Genomic DNA, 21,805 nt, shown 5'->3' on the forward strand with positions numbered 1-21,805 from the left:
TCAGCCCGCTGGAGCGGGGGTGGAGTCGGCGTCGGGATCGTCGGTCGGCTCGCTGCCGGGCTCGCCCGTCGGATCACTGCTCGGCTCTCCGGACGCGAGCGCCTGCGCCGAGCAGTCGGTCAGGGTGGCGTCGTAGGCGTCACGGGCGCGCTGCGCCGCCAGGCGGACCTCCTCCTCCGCGAGCGGGCTCGCGAGCGGCGGCCGGTCGCTCAGGCCGTAGCGGGCGAGGCAGTCGCTGATCAGGCGGGTCATGCGCGCTCCGCTCTCGGCATCGGCTGTGCCGGTGGACGCCGGGGCGGCGGTCGCGACGGAGCCCGAGTCGCGCACGGACCCGTCCGGCACCTCCGCGGCGGGACCGGAGCAGGCGGTGAGGCTCAGTGCGAGTGCGACTCCGACGAGCAGCGCGACGGGCGGGCGGAGCGTCGTGCGCAGGAGCATGGACGACCTCGTTCGTGACGGCTGCGGGCAGGAGTGCGGCCACGGTAGCGCAGTCGATGCTTCCGGCGAGCGCTGGGCGCGCTCTCACGTCTCAGTGGCACCCCCAACGGGGCACAGGCGCGCCTCTCAGGAGGGCTCGGCGAGCGCCCACATCGCGACCGCCGACGCCGCAGCGACGTTGAGCGAGTCGATCCCGTGCCGCATCGGGATCTGGACGGCGACATCGGCGGCGGCGAGCGCTTCGGCGGTGAGACCCTGCCCCTCGGTGCCGAGCACGAGGGCGACGCGCTCCGGAGCGCGGGCGGCGAAGTCCCGCAGGGGCACCGCCTCCGGGGTCAGAGCCATCGCCGCGATCGTGAAGCCCGCTCCGTGCAGGAGCCGCTGCGTCGACGGCCAGTCGCCGACGCGCGTCCAGGGCACCTGGAGGACCGTTCCCATGCTCACGCGGATGGCGCGGCGGTAGTACGGATCGGAGCAGCGCGGCGTCACCAGCACCGCATCGGCTCCGATGGCCCCGACGGAGCGGAAGATCGCGCCGACGTTCGTCGGGTCGACTACGTCCTCGAGCACGACGACGCGGCGCGCTCCCGCGAGCAGGCCGGCCGGGTCGGGCAGCACGGGCCGGTCCATCGCCGCGATCAGGCCGCGGTGCAGGGTGTACCCGGTGAGCTCGGCCAGGAGCTCACCCGGGCCCGTGAAGACGGGGACGTCGAAGCAGCCGACCAGGCGCTCGGCCTCGCCTGCCGATCCGCCGAGGGCGAGCACCGAGCGCGGCCGGTGCCCGGCGGCGAGCGCACGCTCGAGCACGAGCGCCGACTCCGCGATGTACAGGCCGTGCGGGCCGCGGGCGTTCTTCAGCGCGACGTCCGTGGCGTGGGCGTAGTCGCGCAGCCTCGGGTCGTCGAGCGCGGTGACCTCGATCCGCTCCACCGGATCAGGCGAAGGGGTCGGGGGTGAGCGTGTACTTGGTGCTGAGGTACTCGTGGATCCCCTCGAGTCCGCCCTCGCGGCCGAGGCCCGACTGCTTCACCCCGCCGAAGGGCGCCGCCGCGTTCGACACCACGCCGACGTTGAGGCCCATCATCCCGGTGGCGAGCCGCTCGATCATCCGCTGACCGCGGGCGAGGTCGCGCACGAAGACGTAGGACACCAGTCCGTACTCGGTGTCGTTGGCGAGCTCGACGGCGTCGTCCTCGTCGGTGAACGGCACGATCGCGAGCACCGGGCCGAAGATCTCCGTGCGCAGGATCTCGCTCTCCCGGTCGACCCCCGCGAGCACGGTCGGCCGGTAGAAGTGGCCGGCCCCCTCGATCCGATCGCCGCCGGTGAGCAGGCGCGCGCCGCGGGAGACGGCGTCCTCCACCAGCGCGGACGCCTTCTCGACCGCGCGCTCGTCGATCAGCGGGCCGATGGTCACCCCGTCCTCGGTGCCGCGGCCGACGCGCAGAGCGCGCACGCGCTCCACGATCCGCGCGGCGAACTCCTCGGCGATCGACTCGTGCACGAAGAAGCGGTTGGCGGCCGTGCAGGCCTGGCCGATGTTGCGGAACTTCGCGAGCATCGCGCCCTCGACCGCCCGGTCGAGGTCGGCGTCCTCGAACACGACGAAGGGCGCGTTGCCGCCCAGCTCCATCGAGGTCCGCAGCACGTTCTCGGACGCCTGCTGCAGCAGCGTGCGCCCGACGGGAGTGGAGCCGGTGAAGGACACCTTCCGCAGGCGGGGATCCGACAGGATCGGAGCCGACACGGCTCCCGCCGAGGACGTGGTGACCACGTTGAGTACGCCGTCGGGGAGCCCCGCCTCGGCGAGCAGTGCCGCGAAGGCGAGCGTGGTGAGCGGAGTGAGCTCGGCCGGCTTCACGACGACGGTGCAGCCCGCCGCCAGCGCCGGAGCGATCTTCCGCGTCGCCATCGCGAGCGGGAAGTTCCAGGGGGTGATCAGGTAGCAGGGGCCCACCGGGTGCTGCGAGACGATCATCCGGCCGCTGCCCTCGGGCGAGACACCGTAGCGTCCGCTGATGCGCACCGCCTCCTCGCTGAACCAGCGGAGGAATTCGCCGCCGTACACGACCTCGCCCCTCGCCTCCGCGACCGGCTTGCCCATCTCGAGCGCCATCAGGAGCGCGAACTCCTCGGTGCGCTCCTGCAGGAGGTCGAACGCCCGCCGGAGGATCTCGCCCCGCTTCCGCGGCGCCGTCGCGGCCCACGACGGACCGGCGGCGACGGCGGCGTCGAGCGCCCGGACCCCGTCCTCCGGAGTCGCGTCGGCGATCGAGACCAGGACCGCTCCGGTGGCCGGGTCCTCGACGTCGATCGAGCCGCCGCCGGAGGCGTCCACCCACTCACCGCCGATCAGCAGCTGCGTGGGGATGCGGGCGAGCAGAGCGGTCTCGGCGGCGCGGGACGCGACGGAATCAGTCACAGGAGGGAACCACTTCTTCGGATCGGAGCGCGCAGACCGCGCCGGGAGGAGCTTCTCGTCCTCCCAGTGTAGGACGGGCGATCGCTCCGGGGGCGGGGTCGCCGGGAGCCGCGAGGACCTGCGCCTCCGTGAGCCCTGTGGAGGGACGAGCCCTCAGACGGACCGCTCGACGCGGACTCCCGCCTCCGTCAGCTCGCGCAGCGCCGCGGCACTCGCCTCCTCGGAGACGCCTGCGACAAGGTCCTGGAGCACGCGGACCTCGAGCCCCGCCCGTCGCGCGTCGAGCGCCGAGGCGCGCACGCAGTGGTCGGTCGCGAGTCCCACGACGTCGAGCGCAGTGACGCCCCGCTCCGCGAGCACGGCGCCGAGCTCCTCGCCCGCCTCCGTCGTGCCCTCGAAGGCCGAGTAGGAGGGGCGGCCCTGCCCCTTGAGGATCTGCACGTCGATCAGAGCGGTGTCCAGGGCCGGGTGGAACCGCGCGCCGTCCGTGCCGGCGACGCAGTGGACGGGCCAACTGTCGACGAAGTCCGGCTCCACCGCGAAGTGGCCGCCGTTGTCGGAATCGCCCTCGTGCCAGTCGCGGGAGGCCAGCACCGCGGAGTAGCGGTCGGCGTGCGCCGCCAGATGCTCGGTGATTCCCCGGGCGACGGCCGCGCCGCCTGTGACGGCGAGCGCGCCGCCCTCGGTGAAGTCGTTCTGCACGTCGACGATCAGGAGTGCGGTGGTCATCGTGGGCCTTCCGGGAGGAGGTGGCGAGGAGGAGCGGGAGGTCGACCCGCCCGGGTCAGGAGTCGGAGAGCGAGGATCCGCAGCGGTAGACGCCCGTCACGAGAGTGTCGATCGCGGTCTTCGCCGAGTCGGAGACGTCGCCGAGAGCGTAGACCGCGAAGGTCAGCTCGGTGCCGTCCGCCGCGGTGACCACGCCGGCCAGGGTGTAGCCGGTGTCGATCCAGCCCGTCTTCGCCCGCACCGCGCCGTCGGCCGCGGCGTTGTCGCCGGCGAAGCGGTCGGAGTAGGAGAGCGAGCCCGTCCGGCCCGACACCGGCAGGCCGTCCAGGAGGATCCCCAGCTGCCCCTCGCGGGCCTGCACCTTCCGGAGCAGCTCGGTGAAGTACGCCGGCGCGACCGCGTTGTCGTCGCTCAGGCCGGAGCCGTCGACAATCGCGATCCCGGACGTGTCGACGCCGTAACCGGCGAGCCCCTGCAGCACACCGGCCTGCTCGGCAGCGAAGTCGCTGCCCGCGCCGGTGCGGATCGCGACGAGTCGCGCGAGCATCTCGGCGATCGCATTGTCGGAGACGAGCAGCATCTGCTGCACGAGCGTGCCGACCGGGGCCGACTCCACCGTGCCGAGAACCGCCGCGCCCGCGGGAGCCGTCCCGGTGGAGACCACGGGCGAGCCGTCCAGCTCATCGGCGAACGCCCCTCCGGCCCGGCCGACCGGATCCGTGCCGCGCTCGGAGGTCGAGGCCGTGGGGTCCTCGCGATCGCCGTCCACCTGGAGCGCCGTGATCTCGGGCATGTAGCCGTCGACCTGCTCCTTGCGGTTCCAGCTCGGCTGCCAGGTCTCGCCCGAGTAGAGGGAGGAGTCGAGCACCAGCGACGTGATCGGCGTCCCGGCGGTGGAGGGGTCCGCCTCCCAGGCGCTCTCGACCTGCGCCGCGAGGTCGTCGAGGTGGGCCGCTCCGGCGTAGGTCGACTCCCGGCCGGTCGGGAGCCGGGTCAGGGTGAGGTCTCCCCCGCCGACGAGGACGACGCTCCCGGGTTCGCTCCCCCGGACCACGGTGGTGGCGATGCGCGTGTCCGGGCCGAGGACCGCGAGCGCTGACGCGGCCGTGAGGATCTTGAGGGCGGAGGCGGTGCGGGACGCGGTCCCGCCCCCGCGGTCGAACAGGACCTCGCCCGTCGCGGCGTCGACCACCCGCGCCTGCATCGAGCCCAGGCGCGGGTCGGCGGCGAGCCCCGCCACCGAGCAGGTGCGGAGCGCCTCGGCCGCCGCTTCGGCGGTGGGCCGCGCCGTGGCCGTCGGCGTCGGTGCGGGAGTCGCGGTGGCGGTCGGGGTCGAGACGACGGGCAGCGCCCCGGGCTCCGCGGCGCTGCCGAGAGCCGTCCCCACGCCGAAGGCACCGCCACCGAGCACGGCGGCCACGAGCACCGCGGCGACCACGAGGGTGCGGCGACGGCGGGGAGGAGGCGTGTCGGTCATCCGCAACAGGGTAGCGACGCGAGTTCGACGCGACCTGGACGCCGCGGATCCGGACGGGAACTCATGGATCCGGCTTGGACGTCGAGGATGACGGGAGAGGGAGCCGCCTGTGGGAATCGAACCCACGACCTTCTCATTACGAGTGAGACGCTCTGCCGACTGAGCTAAGGCGGCGTGCACGCGGGGCCTGAGCCCCGGACACGATTACACAGCATAGCCTGCTCGCGCCCCCGGGCGTGAATCAGGACGGCGCGGTCGAGCAGAGGCCCCGCGACGGCGGCGGCTACCGCTGCGCTCGGCTCAGGCGAGCGCGCCGCGGAGCTCCTCGAAGGAGCGGGCGATCCGTCCGGGCAGGGCCTCCCGGCCGTCGTGATCGACCCAGGCCGCCCAGGCGTGGCGGACGGCGGCGAGCCCGAGGAGCGTCAGCATCCGCGCCCGGCTGCGCACCCGCTCCGCGTCGTCGTCCTCCTGGCCGAGACGCTCGGCGACGAGCCCCTCGACCGCGAGCTCGAACTCGCGCATGCCCGCGATCTTCAGACCGACCAGATGCGGGTGCTCGCGGAAGAGCGCGCGGCGGAGGACGTGCAGCTCCCGGTCCTCCTCGAGCGGCTCCTCCATCGCGGCGACGAAGACCCGCTGCAGGTCCTCGAGCACGGCGCCCCGGCCCGTGACGAACGCCGCCGCCGTCTCGTCGGCGATGACCGGGAGCCCGCCGACCAGCGCGTCCTCCTTCGAGGCGAAGTAGTTGAAGAAGGTGCGCGTGGAGACGTCGGCGGCGCGCGAGACGTCCTCGATGGTCACCCGCTCCGGCCCGCGCTCGCTCGCCAGGCGGAGGACGGCGATCTCGATCGCCCGCCGCGTGGCCAGGCGCTTGCGCTCGCGGAGCCCGGGCTGCTGCTCGCGGGGCCGCTCCTGCTCGGTCAGCACTTCGGGTCCACCTCCGGGACGGTCCCCTCGAGCAGGTACGCGTCGACCGCGTCGTTCACGCAGGACGTCGACTTGTTGTAGGCCGTGTGGCCCTCGCCGTCGTAGGTGACCAGGTGACCGGCGGAGAGCTCGCCCGCGAGCGCCTGCGCCCATACGTAGGGCGTCGCGGGATCGTTCGTGGTGCCCACGACCAGGATGGGCGCCGAGCCCTCCGCGGTGATCGGCTCGCGGGAGCCCTCGAACGCCGCCGGCCACTCGCTGCAGAGGATGTCGCCGTAGGCCATGTAGCGGCCGATCGTCGGCGCGGCCTGCTCGAGAGCGGCCTCGTCGGCGCGCATCGAGGCGGTGTCGGCGTCGTAGGAGTAGTCGACGCAGTTGATCGCGAGGAACGCCTCGGTGGTGTTGTCCGCGTACCGGCCGTCCGCGTCGCGCCCGTTGTAGGCGTCCGCGTACTGGAACGCGACCGCGGGGTCGCCCCGGCGGACGCCGGCCAGCATCTCGCTCAGCGCTCCCCACGCCGTGGCGTCGTAGAGCGGGTAGACGATCGCGGTGAACAGCGTGCTCGCGCCGAGCTCACGGCCGTCGGCGGCCCGGATCGGCGAGGCGTCCACGTCCTCGAGCATGCGCTTCAGCTGGGCCATCCCCGCGTCGACGGTGCCGGTGAACGGGCAGTCGTCCGAGCGGAGGCAGTCGGAGAGGTAGGCGCGCAGTGCGCTCTCGAACCCCTTCGCCTGCTCGCGCACCACGTCGAACGAGGTGGCCGCCGGGTCGATCGCGCCGTCGAGGACGAGGCGGCCGACCCGGTCCGGGAACAGCCCGGCGTAGGTCGCTCCGAGGAACGTGCCGTAGGAGTAGCCGAGGTAGTGCAGCGTCTCGTCGCCGAGCGCCGCGCGCAACACGTCGAGATCACGGGCGGCGCTCGGGGTGCCGACCTCGGGCAGCAGCGGCTCGCTACGCTCCTCGCAAGCGGCGGCGAACGCGGCAGCGGTCGTGCGCTGCGCCTGGATCCACTCGTCGCTGCCCCGCTCCCCCGGCGTGATGTCGTAGAGGTAGGAGTCGAGCCCCGCGGCGTCGAGGCAGGAGACCGCGGTGGAGGCGCCCACCCCGCGCGGATCGAAGCCGACGACGTCGTACCGGGCGGCGAGCGCGGAGTCGACCGCGTAGTCGGCGCTGTCGCGGACGAAGTCGACGCCCGACGCTCCCGGTCCGCCCGGATTCACGAGCAGGGACCCGATCGCCGGGCCCTTCGTCGCGGGTCGGCGCACCAGAGCGATCGACGCGATCTCCCCCGAGGGGTCGTCCCAGTCGAGCGGGACGGTCGCGTCGGTGCAGAGAGCGCCGTCGCCGCAGTCGTCCCAGACCAGCACCTGCGAGTAGTAGCGCTCCAGGGAGTCGTCGACGGTCTGCGGATAGGGGGTGGAGGTCCGGTCGACGCTCGGGCCGGGCGCGAAGCAGCCGGTCAGGAGGGACGCGGCCGCGACGAGCGCGACGACGACGGCCGACCGGCGCCCCCGCCTCACGCGGCCACCGGGCGGCGCGCCGCGACGACGAGCAGCGCCTCGAGAGCGAGGACCGGGGAGACGTTCGCGTCGATCCGCTGCCGGGCGGTCGCGATCGCGTCGAGGACGGCGAGCGTGCGGTCGGGCGGAGTCGCGTCGGCGAGCGCGGTCATCTCGGTCCGGACCTCCTCGTTGATGACGCCGCCGGGCGCTCCGAGCTGGAGGCGCACCACGTCGCGGTAGAGGGAGAGCAGGTCGACGAGGATCCGGTCGAGGCCGTCGCGGAGGCTCCGCGTCGCGCGTCGCTTCTGATCCTCCTCGAGCGCCCGGAGCTGCGAGCGGAGCTGCGCGGGCACGGTGCCCCCGGGCTCGACGCCGAGCGAGCGCAGCGCCTGCTGCCGCTCGGCCTCGTCGCGCTCGAGCGTGATCGCCTTGGCGTCCTCGGTCGCGACCTCGATCATCCGCGCAGCGCCGAGCACCGCGTCCGAGACGCCGCGGAGGCGCAGGGCGATGCGGAGCGTCTCCTCGCGGCGCTCGCGCGCGTTCGCGTCGGTCGCCAGGCGGTGCGCCATCCCGATGTGGCTCTGAGCCTGGCGGGCGGCGCGCTCGGCGGTCTCGGAGTCGACCCCGTCGCGGCGCTCGAGGAGACCGGCGACGTCCTCGACGCTCGGCACGCGGAGCCGCACGGAGCGGACGCGGGAGCGGATGGTGGGGAGCAGATCGGCCTCGCTCGGGGCGCACAGGATCCAGACCGTGCGCTCCGGCGGCTCCTCGAGCGCCTTCAGCAGCACGTTGGACGTGCGCTCGCTCATCCGGTCGGCGTCCTCGATGACCATGACGCGGTAGCGCGACACCGAGGGCGAGTACTGCGAGCTGCTGACCAGCCGCCGCACCTCGTCGATCGAGATGATCACGCGCTCGGTCGTCAGCACGGCGAGGTCGGGATGGGAGCGGGCGGCGACCTGGCGGCAGTCGGGGCACTCCCCGCAGCCGCCGTGGCGGCAGAGCAGTGCGGAGGCGAACGCGTAGGCGAGGTTCGAGCGGCCGGACCCGGGAGGGCCGGTGATGAGCCAGGAGTGCGTCATCGACGACGACTCCCGGCCACGGTCGTCCCGGGGCGTCGAGGCGTCCTGCAGGGCGCCGATGGCGTGCTCCTGCCCGACGAGCTGGCTCCAGACGGTCATGCCACCAGGCTAACCGCGAGCACCGACAGCCGACGCGCCGTCGAGGAGCGCGGCGACCCGCTCCCGCACCGCGGCCGCGATCTCCTCGACGGGGAGACCGGCGTCCACGACGAGGAAGCGCTCGGCGTCCGTCTCGGCGATCGCCAGGAACGCCTCGCGCACGCGCCCGTGGAACTCCGCCTTCTCGGCCTCCAGCCGGTCGAAGCGGGTGCGGGCCGCGTCGAGCCGGCCCCGCGCGACGGCGGGGTCGAGGTCGAGCAGGACGGTGAGGTCTGGCCTCAGGTCGTGGGTGGCCCACTCCGAGAGCCGCCGGACCTCGACGGCGTCGAGGACCCGCCCGGCTCCCTGGTAGGCGACGGAGGAGTCGATGTAGCGGTCCTGCACGACGACCTCGCCGCGCTCGAGCGCCGGTCGCACGAGCGTCCCGATGTGCTGGGCGCGGTCCGCCGCGTAGAGCAGGGCCTCGGCCCGCGGGTCGATCTCGCCGCGGTGGTGCAGAACGATCTCGCGGATCTGCAGGCCCACCTCAGTGCCTCCGGGCTCGCGGGTGCGGACGACGGTCTCGCCCCGCGCGCCCAGCCACTCCTCGAGCAGCCGGGCCTGCGTGGTCTTGCCCGCGCCGTCCCCGCCCTCGAGGGTGACGAACAGCCCGGTCACGACTCCGTCGCGTCCGACGTCTCGGCGGCGGCCGCCGCGGCCGCGCGACTCGCGGCGGTGGCGCGGGGCGCGGCGGGCTTCTTCGCTGCGGTCGTCTTCTTGGCGGCCGCGGCCGTCTTGGCCGCGGTCGTCTTGGCCGCCGTCGTCTTGGCCGCCGTCGTCTTGGCCGCCGTCGTCTTGGCCGCCGTCGTCTTGGCCGCGGTCGTCTTGGCCGCCGTGGTCTTGGCCGCCGTGGTCTTGGCCGCGGGCTTCCTGGCAGGCGCGCGCTTGGCCGGAGCCTTCTTGGCCGGGCCCTTCGCGCGCTTGTCGGCGAGCATCTGGACCGCCTGCTCGAAGTCGATCTCCTCGATCGTGAGGCCCTTGGAGATCGTGACGTTGGTCTCGCCGTCGGTCACGTAGGCGCCGAAGCGTCCGTCGCGGATCCGGATCGGCTTGCCGCTGACGGGGTCCGCCTCGAACTCCTTCAGCGCGCTCGACGCGCGTCGCGCCCCGTACTTCGGCTGGGCGAAGATCTCGAGCGCCGTCGGCAGGTCGACCTCGAAGATCTGGTCCTCGCTGGTGAGCGACCGGCTGTCGGTGCCCTTCTTGATGTACGGGCCGTACCGGCCGTTCTGAGCCGTGATCGGCTCGCCGCTCTCGGGGTCGTCGCCGACCGTGCGCGGCAGGTCGAGCAGGCGCAGCGCCGTCGCCAGGTCGATCGACGCGACGTCCATCGACTTGAAGAGGGAGGAGGTGCGCGGCTTCACGACAGCGGGCTTCTTCGCGCCGCGCTTCGCGGGCGCGGGCTCGACGACCTCCCCGGTGGCGGGATCCGCCGTGGTCTCCGGCTCCGGATCGACCTCGGTCACGTAGGGGCCGAAGCGCCCGTCCTTGACGACGACGGTCTTGCCCGAGTCGGGGTTGCTTCCCAGCACGCGGTCGGTCTGCACCGGGGCGTCGACGAGCTCCTGCGCCTTGGCGGGCGTGAGCTCGTCGGGAGCCAGCTCGAGCGGCAGGTTGACGCGACGCGGCGTCTCCTGCCCCTCCTCCTGGGCCACCTCGAGGTAGGGGCCGTACTTGCCGATGCGCAGGGTGATGTCGTCGGTGATCCGGACGGAGTTGATGCTCTTCGCATCGATCTCGCCGAGGTTGTCCACGACGTGTCGGAGCCCGGGGTGCGTGCCTCCGCCGAAGTAGAAGCGGTTGAGCCAGGCGACGCGGTCCTCCTCGCCGCCGGCGATGCGGTCGAGGTCGCCCTCCATCTCGGCGGTGAAGTCGTACTCCACCAGGTCGGAGAAGAAGTCCTCGAGCAGCCGGACCACCGAGAAGGCGATCCAGTTGGGCACGAGGGCGGTCCCGCGCGGAGTGACGTAGCCGCGGTCGACGATGGTGGAGATGATCGACGCGTAGGTGGAGGGCCGGCCGATGCCGAGCTCCTCGAGCGCCTTGACCAGGCTCGCCTCCGTGTAGCGCGGGGGCGGCGAGGTCTCGTGGCCCTTGGCCTCGACCTCGGCGACGACCAGGCTCTGGCCGACCTCGAGCACCGGCAGCTTGGCGTCCTTCTCGTCGCGGGCGCCGTGACGCTCCTCGTCGCGCCCCTCCTCGTAGGCGAGCAGGAATCCGCGGAAGGTGATGACGGTTCCGGAGGCGGTGAACTCGGCGGTCTTCGCGACGTCGCCGGCCGGCTCGGCGAGCAGCGTCACGGTGGCGGTCGAGCCCTTGGCGTCGGCCATCTGCGAGGCGACGGTGCGCTTCCAGATGAGCTCGTAGAGGCGGAGGTCGTTGCCGCGGAGGGTGCCCGAGAGCTGGTCCGGGGTGCGGAAGGTCTCGCCCGCGGGCCGGATGGCCTCGTGCGCCTCCTGCGCGTTCTTGTTCTTGCCGGAGTACAGGCGGGGCTTGTCCGGGACGGTCTCGGCTCCGTAGAGGGACGCGGCCTGAGTGCGTGCGGCGTTCAGCGCCTGCTGCGAGAGCCCGGGCGAGTCGGTCCTCATGTAGGTGATGAAGCCGTTCTCGTAGAGCGACTGCGCGACGCTCATCGTCTGGCGCGCCGAGAAGCGGAGCTTACGCGCCGCCTCCTGCTGGAGCGTGGACGTGGTGAACGGGGCGGCGGGGCGGCGCGAGTACGGCTTGGACTCGAGGTTCGAGACCCGGACCGTGGTGGCGGGGTCGCGCAGCGCCTCGGCGAGGGCACCGGCGGTGGACTCGTCGAGGACGGTGACGTCGCCCTTCAGCTGACCGCGGTCGTCGAAGTCGCGGCCGCTTCCGATCCGCTTGCCGTCGAGCCGCGCCAGGCGGGCGTCGAAGCCCGCCGCGGCGTCCGACTCGGGTGCGAGCACGGTGGCGAGGTCCCAGTAGCTCGCCGACACGAACGCCAGGCGCTCCCGCTCGCGGTCGACCACCAGGCGTGTCGCGGCCGACTGCACCCGACCGGCCGAGAGCCCGGGGCCGACCTTGCGCCACAGCACGGGCGAGATCTCGTAGCCGTAGAGGCGGTCGAGGATGCGGCGGGTCTCCTGGGCGTCGACCAGGGAGGTGTCGATGTCCCGGGTGTTGTCGCGCGCCTTCTGGATCGCGTCCTTCGTGATCTCGTGGAAGACCATGCGGTGCACGGGGACCTTGGGCTTGAGCTCCTCGAGGAGGTGCCACGCGATGGCCTCGCCCTCGCGGTCCTCATCAGTGGCGAGGTAGAGCTCGTCGGCGTTCTTCAGCGCGCGCTTGAGGTCGGCGACCGTCTTCTTCTTCTGGTCGGACACGACGTAGTAGGGCTCGAAGCCATTGTCGACGTCGACGGAGAACTTGCCCAGCGGGCCCTTCTTCAGCTCCGGGGGGAGGTTCTTCGGCTCGATGAGGTCGCGGATGTGCCCGACGGAGGCGAGCACCTCGTAGCCGTCGCCCAGGTACTGGGCGATGGTCTTGGCTTTCGCCGGCGACTCGACGATCACCAGCTTCTTCGTGCCGGACACAGTTCTCCTCGATTGGTGCTGTCGGGTCGGACGACCAGTGGTCCGACGTCCCCTGCTGCGGGGAGACGGTGCGCGGCGACGTGGTGCGGGGAACGGCGACGCGTCCCCATCGGCGGGGGCGCCCGACAGGCACACCATACACACTGACCCCGGACGTCCTGCCCCCTCCCGAGGACACGGGGACCTCGGGAGAACGCTGGACACGGCCTCGGAGCCGCCTGCCCGGCCTGCCGTCGGCGGGGGTGACGCGCGGCGCCGATCGGCGCATGATGAGGCATGGCAACGACGCACACCACCACGACCTCCGCCTACACGGCCAAGCTCCTCGACGGACCGCTGGAGGGCAAGACCCTCCGCCGGGGATACGGCGACGATCAGGCCCCCGCCGCACGCCTCGAGATCCCCGGGGCGAGGGCGGGCTCCCGCTACATCTACCTCCTCGCCGGGGGCCTCGAGCACGACGAGGGCGCGGGCGCCCTGCCGACCGCCGCCGCGTACCGGTACCAGCGACTCTCCTCCGACTGACGCGCTCCCGCGGCGTCGTCCGAACCTCGGTCCGGACGACGCCCGCTGCTGCCTCCGCCCTCAGGGCGGCGGGCCGGCCCTCGACCGCGCCGTGAGGGAGAGCGGACCCGCGGCGACGGCCGCCTCCGTTCTCGCGACGCCGCCGTCGACGTCGCAGAGGACGAGCTCGGCGCCATTCGCGCGGGCCACGGCGGCGGCACGTCCGCACGGATCCCCGGCCAGCAGGCCGGAGGCGACGTCGGCCGCTGCCAGGGACGAGGCGTCCGCGGCGGCGACCGCTCGCTGGTGCCCGACGACTCCTGCGCAGCCGGCGAGGACGGCGGCCGTCACCAGGATCGTGCCCGCGACGACTCCGATCGCCACGACCGCGGCCGATCCCTCCTCCCGGTCGCGGACAGCCCCGGGGAGCCGGCGGATCATCCGCCCCCGCCCAGCGCGCAGGACCGGACCGAGACCGGGAGCGAGACCGCCGGGAGCGGGCGCAGCCGGGCCGCGACGTCGACGCAGACCAGTCCGTCCTGCTCCCCCGCCGTGAGCGACGCCCCCGTCACCCGGGCGAGCGGCGCGCGGGGGTCGTCGCCCCGGGCCGAGGACCGGGCCGCGTCGGCGGCCGCGTCGACGAGCCGGACGTACTGCGCCGAGGCCGCTACCGACCCCAGGCACAGCGCCAGCACCGCGACCACCGCCGGGAGCACGAGCGCGAGCTCGGCAGTGGCCGAGCCCTCCTCCTGGACGAGCCGCCCGCGCAGCAGCGGAAGGCCTCTCATCCCGCCGCGGTGAGCGCGCGGGTCACCAGGTCGGTCAGGATGCTCCGCACCTCGTCGCCCTTGAGGATGACCACCAGCAGCCCGGCGAAACCGACCGCGGCCATCGTCGCGATCGCGTACTCCGCCGTCGCCGACCCCTCCTCGTCGCCCAGAGCGCCGAGACCTCCCCACCCGGGTCGGCGCCACTCGACGCGCCCCGCGGAGACGTCGATGCCCGTTCCTCCGCCGGACGCCGCACCTCCGCCGCTCCTCGAGCCCCGGCTCGTTCCGGGCACACGACTTCCCGCATCCCTGCTCCTACCGAGTCCTCGACTCCGGGAGACTCCCCCGCCGCTGATCGCCGTGTCACTTCTCATCCGTCCTGCTCCGTTCCGCCCCGCTCCGTGCCCCTCCTCCGAGGATCGCGGACTCCCGATCCCGCCGATCGACCCTCCGGTGGATCCGTGGAGACGCCTCCCGATCCCGCCTCTGTGGAGGAGCGGTCGACCGAATCACGCCGTCACCGAGAACGTCGAGAGCAGCACCGAGACGACCATCGGAGCCACTCCGAGCAGCAGGAACGCCGGCAGCACGCAGATCCCGAGCGGCAGCATCAGGGTCACGCCGAGCCGAGCGGCTCGCTCCCGCGCCCCGGAGGACGCCCGTGCCCGGACCAGAGCCGCCTCGCTCCGGAGCAGGCGTCCGGCCGGCACGCCCGCCGCCGCGGAGAGGGCGAGCACCGGGTCCGCGTCGGAGAGCACGCGCTCGCCCGAGTCGAGCCCGCACTCGGCGAGCGCCGCCACGACCCGGGCGCGCGACGACTCGATCGAGCCGCCACCGGCCAGCGCCACCGAGAGGAGGTCGAGCGCGAGCCCGGGCGCCGGATCGGCCGGGGCCGCGCTTCGGACGAGGCGCCGCGTCCACGCGTGCGCGGCCGCCATCAACCCGGCTCCCCCGACCAGGCAGACCGCACCGGGCACCGTCCCGAGGAGCACGCCGACCACGTCGAAGCCCAGCAGTGCCCCCAGACCCAGCGCCGCCAGCGGCAGCGCGCTCACGACCCTCCCGGTGGCGGAGGGACCGGCCAGAGCCACCTCGATGTCCCGGCGGGCGCGCGCCAGCTCGCGCAGGGACTCCGCCAGCTCGCCGAGAGCGGCGGCGACCGGCGCGCCGGAGTCGGCGGCCACCCGCCACGCGGCGGCCAGCGCTGCCCACGCGGTCGCCTCACCGGTGTCCGGCGCTCGCCGTCGCGGCCGCTTCCGCTCCGAGCCGCTCCGCCGCGAAACCGGCGTCCCGCGCAGCAGCGCCTCCGTCACGTCGCCCCCGCGGCCGGCCTCCTCCGACACCGCCCGGAGCAGTCGCCGCCGCCGCGCGTCCCCGCTGTCCGCCCCCTCCGCCCCCGCGAGATGCCCGAGGGCCGACGCGGGAGCCACTCCCGCCGCGAGGAGGACGGCCAGTCGGTGCACGACGGCCGCGACCTCGTCCAGCCCGTCGCGGCCCGTCACGCGCTCGACCTCGAGGCGCTCGGGAGCGACCCGTCCTCGACCCTCAGGCGGCCGGCCGCGTCGAGCGCGAACGTCCCGAATGCCGCCAGCCGCCGCCGCCCGTCGCGGCGCTCGAGGTGGAGCACCAGGTCGATCGCGCTGACCGTCTGGCGGGCGATCGCCTCGGGCCCGAGTCCCGCGAGGACCCCGAGCGCCTCGAGACGCGCGGGCACGTCCTCGAGGGAGTTCGCGTGGAGGGTCCCCGCACCGCCGTCGTGCCCGGTGTTCAGCGCGGACAGCAGCTCGCGCAGCTCGACGCCGCGGCACTCGCCGAGGACCAGGCGGTCCGGACGCATCCGCAGCGCCTCCCGCACGAGCCGGTCCAGGCCCACGGCACCGGCGCCCTCGAGGTTGGGCTGCCGCGCCTCGAGCGAGACGACGTGCGGGTGCGCCGGCCGGAGCTCGCCGACGTCCTCGATGGCCACGATCCGCTCGGTCGGCGCCGCGCACCCGAGCAGGGCGCCGAGCAGGGTGGTCTTGCCTGATCCACCGGCTCCCGTGATCAGCAGGTTCCACCGCTCGCGGACCGCCCGGCGCAGAAGCCGCACTCCGTCGTCGTCCAGCATCCCGGCCGCCTGCAGCTCCCCGAGCGTCCAGGAGTCCGACCGCGGCACCCGCACCGACACGAGCGCTCCCCCGGTCGCCACCGGCGGCAGCACGACGTGCACGCGGACCCCGTGGCGGAGCCTGACGTCCACGCACGGGCTCGCCTCGTCGACGTGCCGTCCACCGGCCGCGACCAGCGCGACGGCCAGCCGCCGTGCTCCGGCGGCGTCGAGCGTCCACTCCGGAACCCGCTCCGCACCACCGCCCCGGTCGATCCAGAGGCCCGCGCCGCCGTTCACGAAGAGGTCGGTCACCGCGGGATCCGCGGCGTGCGGCGCGAGCAGCCCGAGACCGGCGGCGGCGGGCCGCACCGGCAGCGGGTCGCGGCGGTGCTCGGCGGGGACGAGGGGGACGAAGTCGCGGGTCATCCCGGCACGCTAGGAGCCCGTTCCGCGCGCCGGGGCGCTCCCTGCCCGGTCGGAGGAGAGACGCCCGCGTCGGCGCCTGTGGAGGAACGACCCGGGCCGGACGCGCGCGCAGGGGCGGCCCGGGGCTCTCGGCAGGGAGCCGCTCCGAGGAGGGGCCCCACGGCGCAGAGAAGCCCAGTCGACGACGAGACGTCCCGGCAACGCGGAAACGCCCCCGCGAGCAGGACTCGAGCGGGGGCGTCCCTCCGCCGGATCCGGCGGGAAGAAGGGGGCGGCACCCATTGGGGGGAACAGGTGCCGCCTCGGCGGCGCTGGATTGGGGGGAATCACTTGCGCCGCTGGGCCGAAGTTCATTCGGCCGTATGCAACTGTAGGGGACGGATCGCGATTCGCCAAGCCCGGATCCTGTTCTCTGCGGACTCTTATCCGACACCCGCCCCGCACCCAGCTTGCGGCGCTCGGCGATCCGCGCTGGAGGCGGGCGCTACGGTGGTGCGACGCCGACCGCGCGGGCCGGCGAACGTCTCACTCGCGAAGGAGCGAATCGCAGATGTCCACTCCCCCCGACGCCCCGGCCGCCGACCGGAACGCCATCGACAACCTCCTCCACGAGACCCGCCGGTTCCCGCCGCCGGCCGATCTCGCCGCCGGAGCGGTCGCGACCGCCGCGCTCTACGACGAGGCCGCGGCCGACCGCCTCGCCTTCTGGGCCGACCGGAGCCGCGAGCTCCTGCACTGGCACCGGCCGTTCACGCGCACCCTCGACTGGAGCGAGCCCCCGTTCGCGAAGTGGTTCGACGACGGTGAGCTGAACGTGGCCTACAACTGCCTCGACCGCCACGTCCTGGCCGGCCACGGCGACCGCGTCGCCCTGCACTGGGAGGGCGAGCCCGGCGACTCCCGCTCGATCACCTACGCCGAGCTCACCGCCGAGGTGAAGCGCGCCGCGAACCTGCTCACGAGCCTCGGCGTCCGCGCCGGCGACCGCGTCGCGATCTACCTGCCCATGATCCCGGAGGCGGTCATCGCGATGCTGGCCGTCGCCCGGCTGGGGGCGGTCCACTCCGTCGTCTTCGGCGGCTTCAGCGCCGAGAGCCTGCGCGCGCGCATCGACGACGCGGAGGCGACACTCGTCATCACCGCCGACGGCGGCTGGCGCAAGGGCGCCGTCTCGCCCCTGAAGCCGGCGGTCGACGCCGCGCTCGCCCTCGGCGGCGAGTCCAGCGTCCAGCACGTCCTGGTCGTGCGCCGCGGAGGCAACGAGGTCGCCTGGCACGAGGGGCGCGACCTCTGGTGGCACGAGGAGATCGTGACGGTCGACGCCGACCACGTCGCCAAGCCGTTCCCCGCCGAGCAGCCCCTCTTCATCCTCTACACGAGCGGCACGACCGGGAAGCCCAAGGGCATCCTGCACACCAGCGGCGGGTACCTCACCCAGGTCGCCTTCACGCACCGCGCGGTCTTCGACCTGCACCCCGAGTCGGACGTCTACTGGTCGACCGCGGACGTGGGCTGGATCACCGGGCACAGCTACGTCGTCTACGGCCCGCTCGCCAACGGCGCCACCCAGGTGATGTACGAGGGCACTCCCGACAGCCCGCATCCCGGCCGCTGGTGGGAGATCGTCGAGAAGCACGGCGTGACGATCCTCTACGCGGCTCCCACGGCGATCCGCTCCTTCATGAAGCTCGGCCGGCAGATCCCGCAGCGCTTCGACCTCTCGAGCCTGCGCCTGCTCGGATCGGTCGGCGAGCCGATCAACCCGGAGGCGTGGGTCTGGTACCGCGACGTCATCGGCGGCGGCCGCACCCCCATCGTCGACACGTGGTGGCAGACCGAGACCGGCGCGATGATGGTGTCCCCCCTGCCCGGGGTGACGACTCTCAAGCCCGGGTCCGCGCAGGTCGCTCTGCCGGGGATCTCGATCGACGTGGTCGACGACGCCGGGACGCCGGTCGGCGCCGACGAGGGCGGACTGCTCGTGATCACCGAGCCCTGGCCGGCGATGCTGCGCGGCATCTGGGGCGACCCGGAGCGCTACGTCGAGACCTACTGGTCGAAGTTCGGCGACCGCTACTTCGCGGGTGACGGAGCGCGTCGCGACCAGGACGGCGACCTCTGGCTCCTGGGGCGCGTGGACGACGTGATGAACGTCTCCGGCCACCGCCTCTCGACCGCCGAGATCGAGTCGGCCCTCGTCTCCCACCCGGTCGTCGCCGAGGCGGCCGTCGTGGGAGCCGCGGACGAGACCACCGGCCAGGCCGTGGTCGCGTTCGTGATCGCGAAGGCGAGCCAGGCCGAGGCGCTGGCCCACGGACACGACGAGCTCGAGGCCACCCTGAAGGCGCACGTCGCCGAGCACATCGGCGCGATCGCCCGCCCGAAGCGGATCTTCGTGGTGCAGGAGCTGCCCAAGACCCGCTCGGGGAAGATCATGCGCCGGCTGCTGCGCGACGTTGCGGAGGGACGCGCCGTGGGCGACACGACGACGCTCGCGGACACGCAGGTGATGGCGGTGATCTCCTCCGCGATCGCCGCGGACTGACCGGGCACCGCACGCCCCCTCCCGCCGCGTGGGCAGGAGGGGGCGGTGCGTCAGTCGAAGGCGACGATCAGCTCGACCTCGACGGGAGCGCCGAGGGGCAGCTCCGCCACCCCGACGGCCGATCGCGCGTGACGGCCGGGCTCGCCGAACACGTCGCCGAGCAGCTCCGAGGCGCCGTTGATCACGCCGGGCTGCCCGGTGAAGCCGGAGGCGGACGCGACGAAGCCGGTGAGCTTCACGATCCGCGTCACCCGGTCGAGCGACCCGATCGCGTCGGCGACGGCCGCGAGCGCGTTGAGGGCGCAGGTGCGGGCCAGCTCCTTCGCCTGCTCGGGCGACACCTCGGCGCCGACCTTGCCGACCAGCGGCAGAGAGCCGTCGACGAAGGGGATCTGCCCGGCCGTGTAGACGAGGCCGCCGTGCACGACGGCGGGGACGTAGGCGCCGGCGGGGACCGCGACCGCCGGCAGCTCGACGCCGAGCTCCGCGAGACGCTCGGCGATCACGCGCCGGCCTCGGCGACGGGGCGCTTGAGGTACGCGACGAGGCCGCCCTCGGGACCGGTCACGATCTGGACCAGCTCCCAGCCCTCGGATCCCCAGGTGTTCAGGATCGCCGTGGTGTTGTGGATCATCAGCGGGGTGGTGATGTACTCCCAGCGCGGGACGGACATGGCTCTCCTCGGGTGCGGCCGGTGCGGGACGACTGCTGAGCGCCGCGCGTCGGCGGGATGAGCGCCGCGGCTCGTCCGAGCGCGGCGACTACGCTGATTCTATGTCGGGGCAGGGCGGGACCAGAGTCGTGAAGACCATCGGGGGCGCCGTCGGCGGTCTGATCGGCATCGTCGCCATGAGCGTCGTCGCGGGAGTCCTGGTGGCCGCCTCGGTGACGCCGGCGATCGCGCTGAGCGGCATGGCCGCCGGCAACACGGTGGAGATGTTCGACAACCTCCCCGAGTACCTCGAGATCGGCACGCTCGCCGAGAAGAGCGACGTGTACGCGAAGGACTCCTCCGGCGGCGACGTGCTGCTCGCCTCCTTCTACGCCCAGAACCGCGTCGAGGTGGGCTGGGACGAGATCTCGCCGTTCGTGAAGGACGCCGTGGTCGCCTCCGAGGACCCCCGCTTCTACGAGCACGGCGGCATCGATCTGCTCGGCACCGTCCGCGCGGCCGCGACGACGGCCATGGGCGGGGACGTCCAGGGCGGCTCCTCCATCACGCAGCAGTACGTCAAGAACGTGCTCGTGCAGAAGGCGGAGGCGCTCAGCGATCCGATCGAGCGCGACGCGGCCTACCGCGAGGCCACGGAGACCGCTCCGGAGCGCAAGGTCGCGGAGATGCGGCTCGCCATCGGGCTCGAGAAGGAGTATCCGAAGAACGACATCCTGCTGGGCTACCTCAACATCGCCCTGTTCGGCGGCACCGTCTACGGCGTCGAGGCGGCCGCCCGCTACTACTTCGGAGTGAGCGCGAAGGACCTCTCGCTCGCCCAGTCCGCCGCGCTCGTCGCGATCGTGAACAACCCCGAGAAGTTCCGCTTCGACCGGCCCGGCGACCCGGCGAACCCCGCCGCGGAGGGCTACCCGCAGACCCGGGACCGGCGCGACTACATCGTCACCCGCATGGACCTCGAGTCGAAGGTGACGTCCGAGCAGGCGCAGGCGGCCGTCGCCGAGCCCGTGACGCCGGACATCACCGAGCCGAGCACCGGCTGCCAGACGGCCGGAGTCGCGGCCTTCTTCTGCGACTACGTCACCTGGGTCATCAAGAACGACGACGCGTTCGGTGCGAGCCAGGACGAGCGCGACGCCACGTTCAAGCGCGGCGGCTACCGGATCTACACGACCCTCGACTCCGACCTGCAGCAGGCCGCCGTCTCGGCCACCGACGACTGGGTGCCCAAGTCGATGGCGAACGTGAACATCGGCAGCGCGAGCGTCTCGGTCGAGGTCGGCACCGGCCGCATCCTCGCGATGACCCAGAACAAGGACTACTCCAACGATCCGGACCTGACGGGCCCCAACTACACGAGCGTCAACTACAACACCGACTTCGGGTACGGCGGCTCCTCGGGATTCCAGGTCGGCTCGACCTACAAGGTGTTCACCCTCGCGGAGTGGCTGCAGGAGGGGCACTCGCTCGGCGAGAGCGTCGACGGCACCCGCCGCGCCTACACGACCTTCCGTGACAGCTGCGAGCCCGACGGCGTCTACTACGGCGAGTCCTGGAACCCCGGGAACGACGAGGGCGGCAACGGAGGAGTGACCACGGCCCTGCAGGCCACGACCGGCTCGATCAACACCTCGTTCGCCGCCATGGCCCAGCAGCTGGACCTCTGCGGCATCCGCAACACGGCGCTGGCGATGGGCGTGCACCGTGCCGACGGGACCGAGCTGCAGAAGCTCGCGCCGACCATCCTCGGCACCAACGAGATCGCTCCGCTCACGATGGCCACGGCCTTCGCCGGCTTCGCGAACAAGGGCACCGTCTGCACGCCCATCGCGATCGACCGGATCGTCGACCGCACGGGCGCGGACGTCGCGCCGCCCGCCTCCGAGTGCAGCCAGGGGATGTCCGAGGAGGTTGCCGCGACCGCCGGCTACGCCCTGCAGCAAGTGGTGACGGGCGGCACCGGCGCCCCCTCCAACCCCCGCACCGGGGTGCCGCACATCGGAAAGACCGGCACCACGGACGACGCGCTGCACACGTGGATGGTCGGCGCGAGCACCGAGGTCGCCACCGCCACCTGGGTCGGCAACGTGACCGGCTTCACCTCCATGCGCGGATTCAGTCTCAACCGGGTGAACGCCGGTCAGGTGCGCCACCAGATCTGGCCGCGCATCATGCGCGTCGCCGACGCGAAGTACGGTGGGACGGCGTTCCCGGCTCCCGTCCGCTCGCTCCTCGACGCTCCGCAGGAGGCCGTGCCCCAGGTCACCGGCCAGAGCCCCTCTGCGGCGGCCGCACGCCTGCGCTCCGTCGGCTTCACGGTCCGCGTCGACACTTCTCCGGTCCCCTCCGACCGCCCGGCAGGGACGGTCGCGCAGACGAACCCGCCCGCCGGGTCGCGCGTCTCCCGGGGCGCGGAGATCACCCTGCAGATCAGCGCCGGACCGGGCGCCCCGCCCCGCGCGGGCTGAGGCCCTGCACCCCCGGCTGCTCCCGAGGGAGCGTCCGGCAGAATGAACGCGGCCG

The 21,805-nt window shown here is 73.4% G+C and carries 20 protein-coding genes and 1 tRNA gene; 3 read left to right on the top strand and 18 right to left on the bottom strand.

The features are described 5' to 3' along the window. From C5C35_RS07755 to topA, 11 genes are all read right to left on the bottom strand, one after another. Window positions 1-438, bottom strand: coding sequence for a hypothetical protein (locus tag C5C35_RS07755; RefSeq protein ID WP_104262885.1), 438 nt, complete (start codon window positions 436-438; stop codon window positions 1-3). A 126-nt stretch (window positions 439-564) separates the two neighbouring features. After that, window positions 565-1,368, bottom strand: coding sequence for an RNA methyltransferase (locus C5C35_RS07760; RefSeq protein WP_104262886.1), 804 nt, complete (start codon window positions 1,366-1,368; stop codon window positions 565-567). A 4-nt stretch (window positions 1,369-1,372) separates the two neighbouring features. After that, window positions 1,373-2,860: an NAD-dependent succinate-semialdehyde dehydrogenase gene (locus C5C35_RS07765; protein ID WP_104262887.1), complete on the bottom strand. Its 1,488-nt coding sequence runs from the start codon at window positions 2,858-2,860 to the stop codon at window positions 1,373-1,375. 153 nt (window positions 2,861-3,013) lie between these two features. Next, window positions 3,014-3,589, bottom strand: a complete 576-nt coding sequence (locus tag C5C35_RS07770) for an isochorismatase family protein (RefSeq protein WP_104262888.1) — start codon at window positions 3,587-3,589, stop codon at window positions 3,014-3,016. 55 nt (window positions 3,590-3,644) lie between these two features. Continuing rightward, entirely contained in the window at window positions 3,645-5,066 is a 1,422-nt protein-coding gene (gene dacB / locus C5C35_RS07775) for a D-alanyl-D-alanine carboxypeptidase/D-alanyl-D-alanine-endopeptidase (RefSeq protein ID WP_104262889.1), read from the bottom strand. A gap of 101 nt (window positions 5,067-5,167) precedes the next feature. Then, window positions 5,168-5,240: transfer RNA gene (locus C5C35_RS07780), tRNA-Thr, on the bottom strand. A gap of 126 nt (window positions 5,241-5,366) precedes the next feature. Continuing rightward, window positions 5,367-5,993: a TetR/AcrR family transcriptional regulator gene (locus C5C35_RS16960; protein ID WP_181127868.1), complete on the bottom strand. Its 627-nt coding sequence runs from the start codon at window positions 5,991-5,993 to the stop codon at window positions 5,367-5,369. Continuing rightward, window positions 5,987-7,513, bottom strand: coding sequence for an alpha/beta hydrolase (locus tag C5C35_RS07790; protein ID WP_104262890.1), 1,527 nt, complete (start codon window positions 7,511-7,513; stop codon window positions 5,987-5,989). Before C5C35_RS07790 ends, C5C35_RS16960 begins: the two co-directional genes overlap by 7 nt. Next, window positions 7,510-8,676, bottom strand: a complete 1,167-nt coding sequence (locus tag C5C35_RS07795; protein WP_104262891.1) for a DNA polymerase III subunit delta' — start codon at window positions 8,674-8,676, stop codon at window positions 7,510-7,512. The genes C5C35_RS07790 and C5C35_RS07795 overlap by 4 nt, the downstream gene beginning before the upstream one ends. 9 nt (window positions 8,677-8,685) lie before the next feature. Next, window positions 8,686-9,333 carry a dTMP kinase gene (tmk, locus tag C5C35_RS07800; RefSeq protein WP_104260353.1) on the bottom strand — a complete coding sequence of 216 codons (648 nt, stop codon included), beginning with the start codon at window positions 9,331-9,333 and terminating at the stop codon, window positions 8,686-8,688. Then, window positions 9,330-12,275, bottom strand: a complete 2,946-nt coding sequence (topA, locus tag C5C35_RS07805; RefSeq protein WP_104262892.1) for a type I DNA topoisomerase — start codon at window positions 12,273-12,275, stop codon at window positions 9,330-9,332. The genes tmk and topA overlap by 4 nt, the downstream gene beginning before the upstream one ends. A 276-nt stretch (window positions 12,276-12,551) precedes the next feature. Between topA and C5C35_RS07810 the strand changes: the two genes are divergently transcribed. Continuing rightward, window positions 12,552-12,800, top strand: a complete 249-nt coding sequence (locus C5C35_RS07810; RefSeq protein WP_104222197.1) for a hypothetical protein — start codon at window positions 12,552-12,554, stop codon at window positions 12,798-12,800. 60 nt (window positions 12,801-12,860) lie between these two features. Here the strand turns inward: C5C35_RS07810 and C5C35_RS07815 are convergent, their stop codons facing one another. The 5 genes from C5C35_RS07815 to C5C35_RS07835 all read right to left on the bottom strand — a co-directional run bounded on the left by C5C35_RS07815 (window position 12,861) and on the right by C5C35_RS07835 (window position 16,064). Continuing rightward, window positions 12,861-13,220 carry an Rv3654c family TadE-like protein gene (locus tag C5C35_RS07815; RefSeq protein WP_104222195.1) on the bottom strand — a complete coding sequence of 120 codons (360 nt, stop codon included), beginning with the start codon at window positions 13,218-13,220 and terminating at the stop codon, window positions 12,861-12,863. Continuing rightward, window positions 13,217-13,567: a TadE family type IV pilus minor pilin gene (locus C5C35_RS07820; RefSeq protein ID WP_104262893.1), complete on the bottom strand. Its 351-nt coding sequence runs from the start codon at window positions 13,565-13,567 to the stop codon at window positions 13,217-13,219. The genes C5C35_RS07815 and C5C35_RS07820 overlap by 4 nt, the downstream gene beginning before the upstream one ends. Beyond that, window positions 13,564-13,842, bottom strand: coding sequence for a DUF4244 domain-containing protein (locus C5C35_RS07825; protein ID WP_244229600.1), 279 nt, complete (start codon window positions 13,840-13,842; stop codon window positions 13,564-13,566). Before C5C35_RS07825 ends, C5C35_RS07820 begins: the two co-directional genes overlap by 4 nt. Before the next feature lie 216 nt (window positions 13,843-14,058). Beyond that, complete coding sequence (locus C5C35_RS07830) at window positions 14,059-15,051, bottom strand: type II secretion system F family protein (RefSeq protein WP_104262895.1); 993 nt, start codon at window positions 15,049-15,051, stop codon at window positions 14,059-14,061. After that, window positions 15,048-16,064, bottom strand: coding sequence for a TadA family conjugal transfer-associated ATPase (locus tag C5C35_RS07835; RefSeq protein ID WP_104262896.1), 1,017 nt, complete (start codon window positions 16,062-16,064; stop codon window positions 15,048-15,050). Before C5C35_RS07835 ends, C5C35_RS07830 begins: the two co-directional genes overlap by 4 nt. A gap of 550 nt (window positions 16,065-16,614) precedes the next feature. Between C5C35_RS07835 and acs the strand changes: the two genes are divergently transcribed. After that, window positions 16,615-18,609: an acetate--CoA ligase gene (gene acs, locus C5C35_RS07840; protein ID WP_104262897.1), complete on the top strand. Its 1,995-nt coding sequence runs from the start codon at window positions 16,615-16,617 to the stop codon at window positions 18,607-18,609. Window positions 18,610-18,659: 50 nt separating this feature from the next. On the opposite strand, the gene C5C35_RS07845 is transcribed toward acs, so the two are convergent. Together C5C35_RS07845 and C5C35_RS16965 are read right to left on the bottom strand one after the other, a co-directional pair. Then, a complete protein-coding gene (locus tag C5C35_RS07845; RefSeq protein ID WP_219813612.1) occupies window positions 18,660-19,115 on the bottom strand; it encodes a RidA family protein in 456 nt (151 codons plus the stop codon). Then, window positions 19,112-19,282, bottom strand: coding sequence for a hypothetical protein (locus tag C5C35_RS16965; protein WP_164861113.1), 171 nt, complete (start codon window positions 19,280-19,282; stop codon window positions 19,112-19,114). The genes C5C35_RS07845 and C5C35_RS16965 overlap by 4 nt, the downstream gene beginning before the upstream one ends. Before the next feature lie 101 nt (window positions 19,283-19,383). Between C5C35_RS16965 and C5C35_RS07850 the strand changes: the two genes are divergently transcribed. After that, window positions 19,384-21,750 carry a transglycosylase domain-containing protein gene (locus tag C5C35_RS07850; RefSeq protein WP_104262898.1) on the top strand — a complete coding sequence of 789 codons (2,367 nt, stop codon included), beginning with the start codon at window positions 19,384-19,386 and terminating at the stop codon, window positions 21,748-21,750. Window positions 21,751-21,805 lie beyond the last annotated feature (55 nt).

It is taken from the genome of Rathayibacter sp. AY1F8 (assembly GCF_002932165.1).
Classification (GTDB): domain Bacteria; phylum Actinomycetota; class Actinomycetes; order Actinomycetales; family Microbacteriaceae; genus Rathayibacter.

Excerpts from the sequence above, each read along its gene's own strand:
- dacB (WP_104262889.1), bottom strand. The coding sequence starts at position 5,066 with ATGACCGACACGCCTCCTCCCCGCCGTCGCCGCACCCTCGTGGTCGCC.
- C5C35_RS07820 (WP_104262893.1), bottom strand. The coding sequence starts at position 13,567 with ATGAGAGGCCTTCCGCTGCTGCGCGGGCGGCTCGTCCAGGAGGAGGGC.
- C5C35_RS07770 (WP_104262888.1), bottom strand. The coding sequence starts at position 3,589 with ATGACCACCGCACTCCTGATCGTCGACGTGCAGAACGACTTCACCGAG.
- C5C35_RS07795 (WP_104262891.1), bottom strand. The coding sequence starts at position 8,676 with ATGACCGTCTGGAGCCAGCTCGTCGGGCAGGAGCACGCCATCGGCGCC.
- acs (WP_104262897.1), top strand. The coding sequence starts at position 16,615 with ATGTCCACTCCCCCCGACGCCCCGGCCGCCGACCGGAACGCCATCGAC.
- C5C35_RS07835 (WP_104262896.1), bottom strand. The coding sequence starts at position 16,064 with ATGACCCGCGACTTCGTCCCCCTCGTCCCCGCCGAGCACCGCCGCGAC.
- C5C35_RS07755 (WP_104262885.1), bottom strand. The coding sequence starts at position 438 with ATGCTCCTGCGCACGACGCTCCGCCCGCCCGTCGCGCTGCTCGTCGGA.
- C5C35_RS16965 (WP_164861113.1), bottom strand. The coding sequence starts at position 19,282 with ATGTCCGTCCCGCGCTGGGAGTACATCACCACCCCGCTGATGATCCAC.
- C5C35_RS07810 (WP_104222197.1), top strand. The coding sequence starts at position 12,552 with ATGGCAACGACGCACACCACCACGACCTCCGCCTACACGGCCAAGCTC.
- C5C35_RS07815 (WP_104222195.1), bottom strand. The coding sequence starts at position 13,220 with ATGATCCGCCGGCTCCCCGGGGCTGTCCGCGACCGGGAGGAGGGATCG.
- C5C35_RS07850 (WP_104262898.1), top strand. The coding sequence starts at position 19,384 with ATGTCGGGGCAGGGCGGGACCAGAGTCGTGAAGACCATCGGGGGCGCC.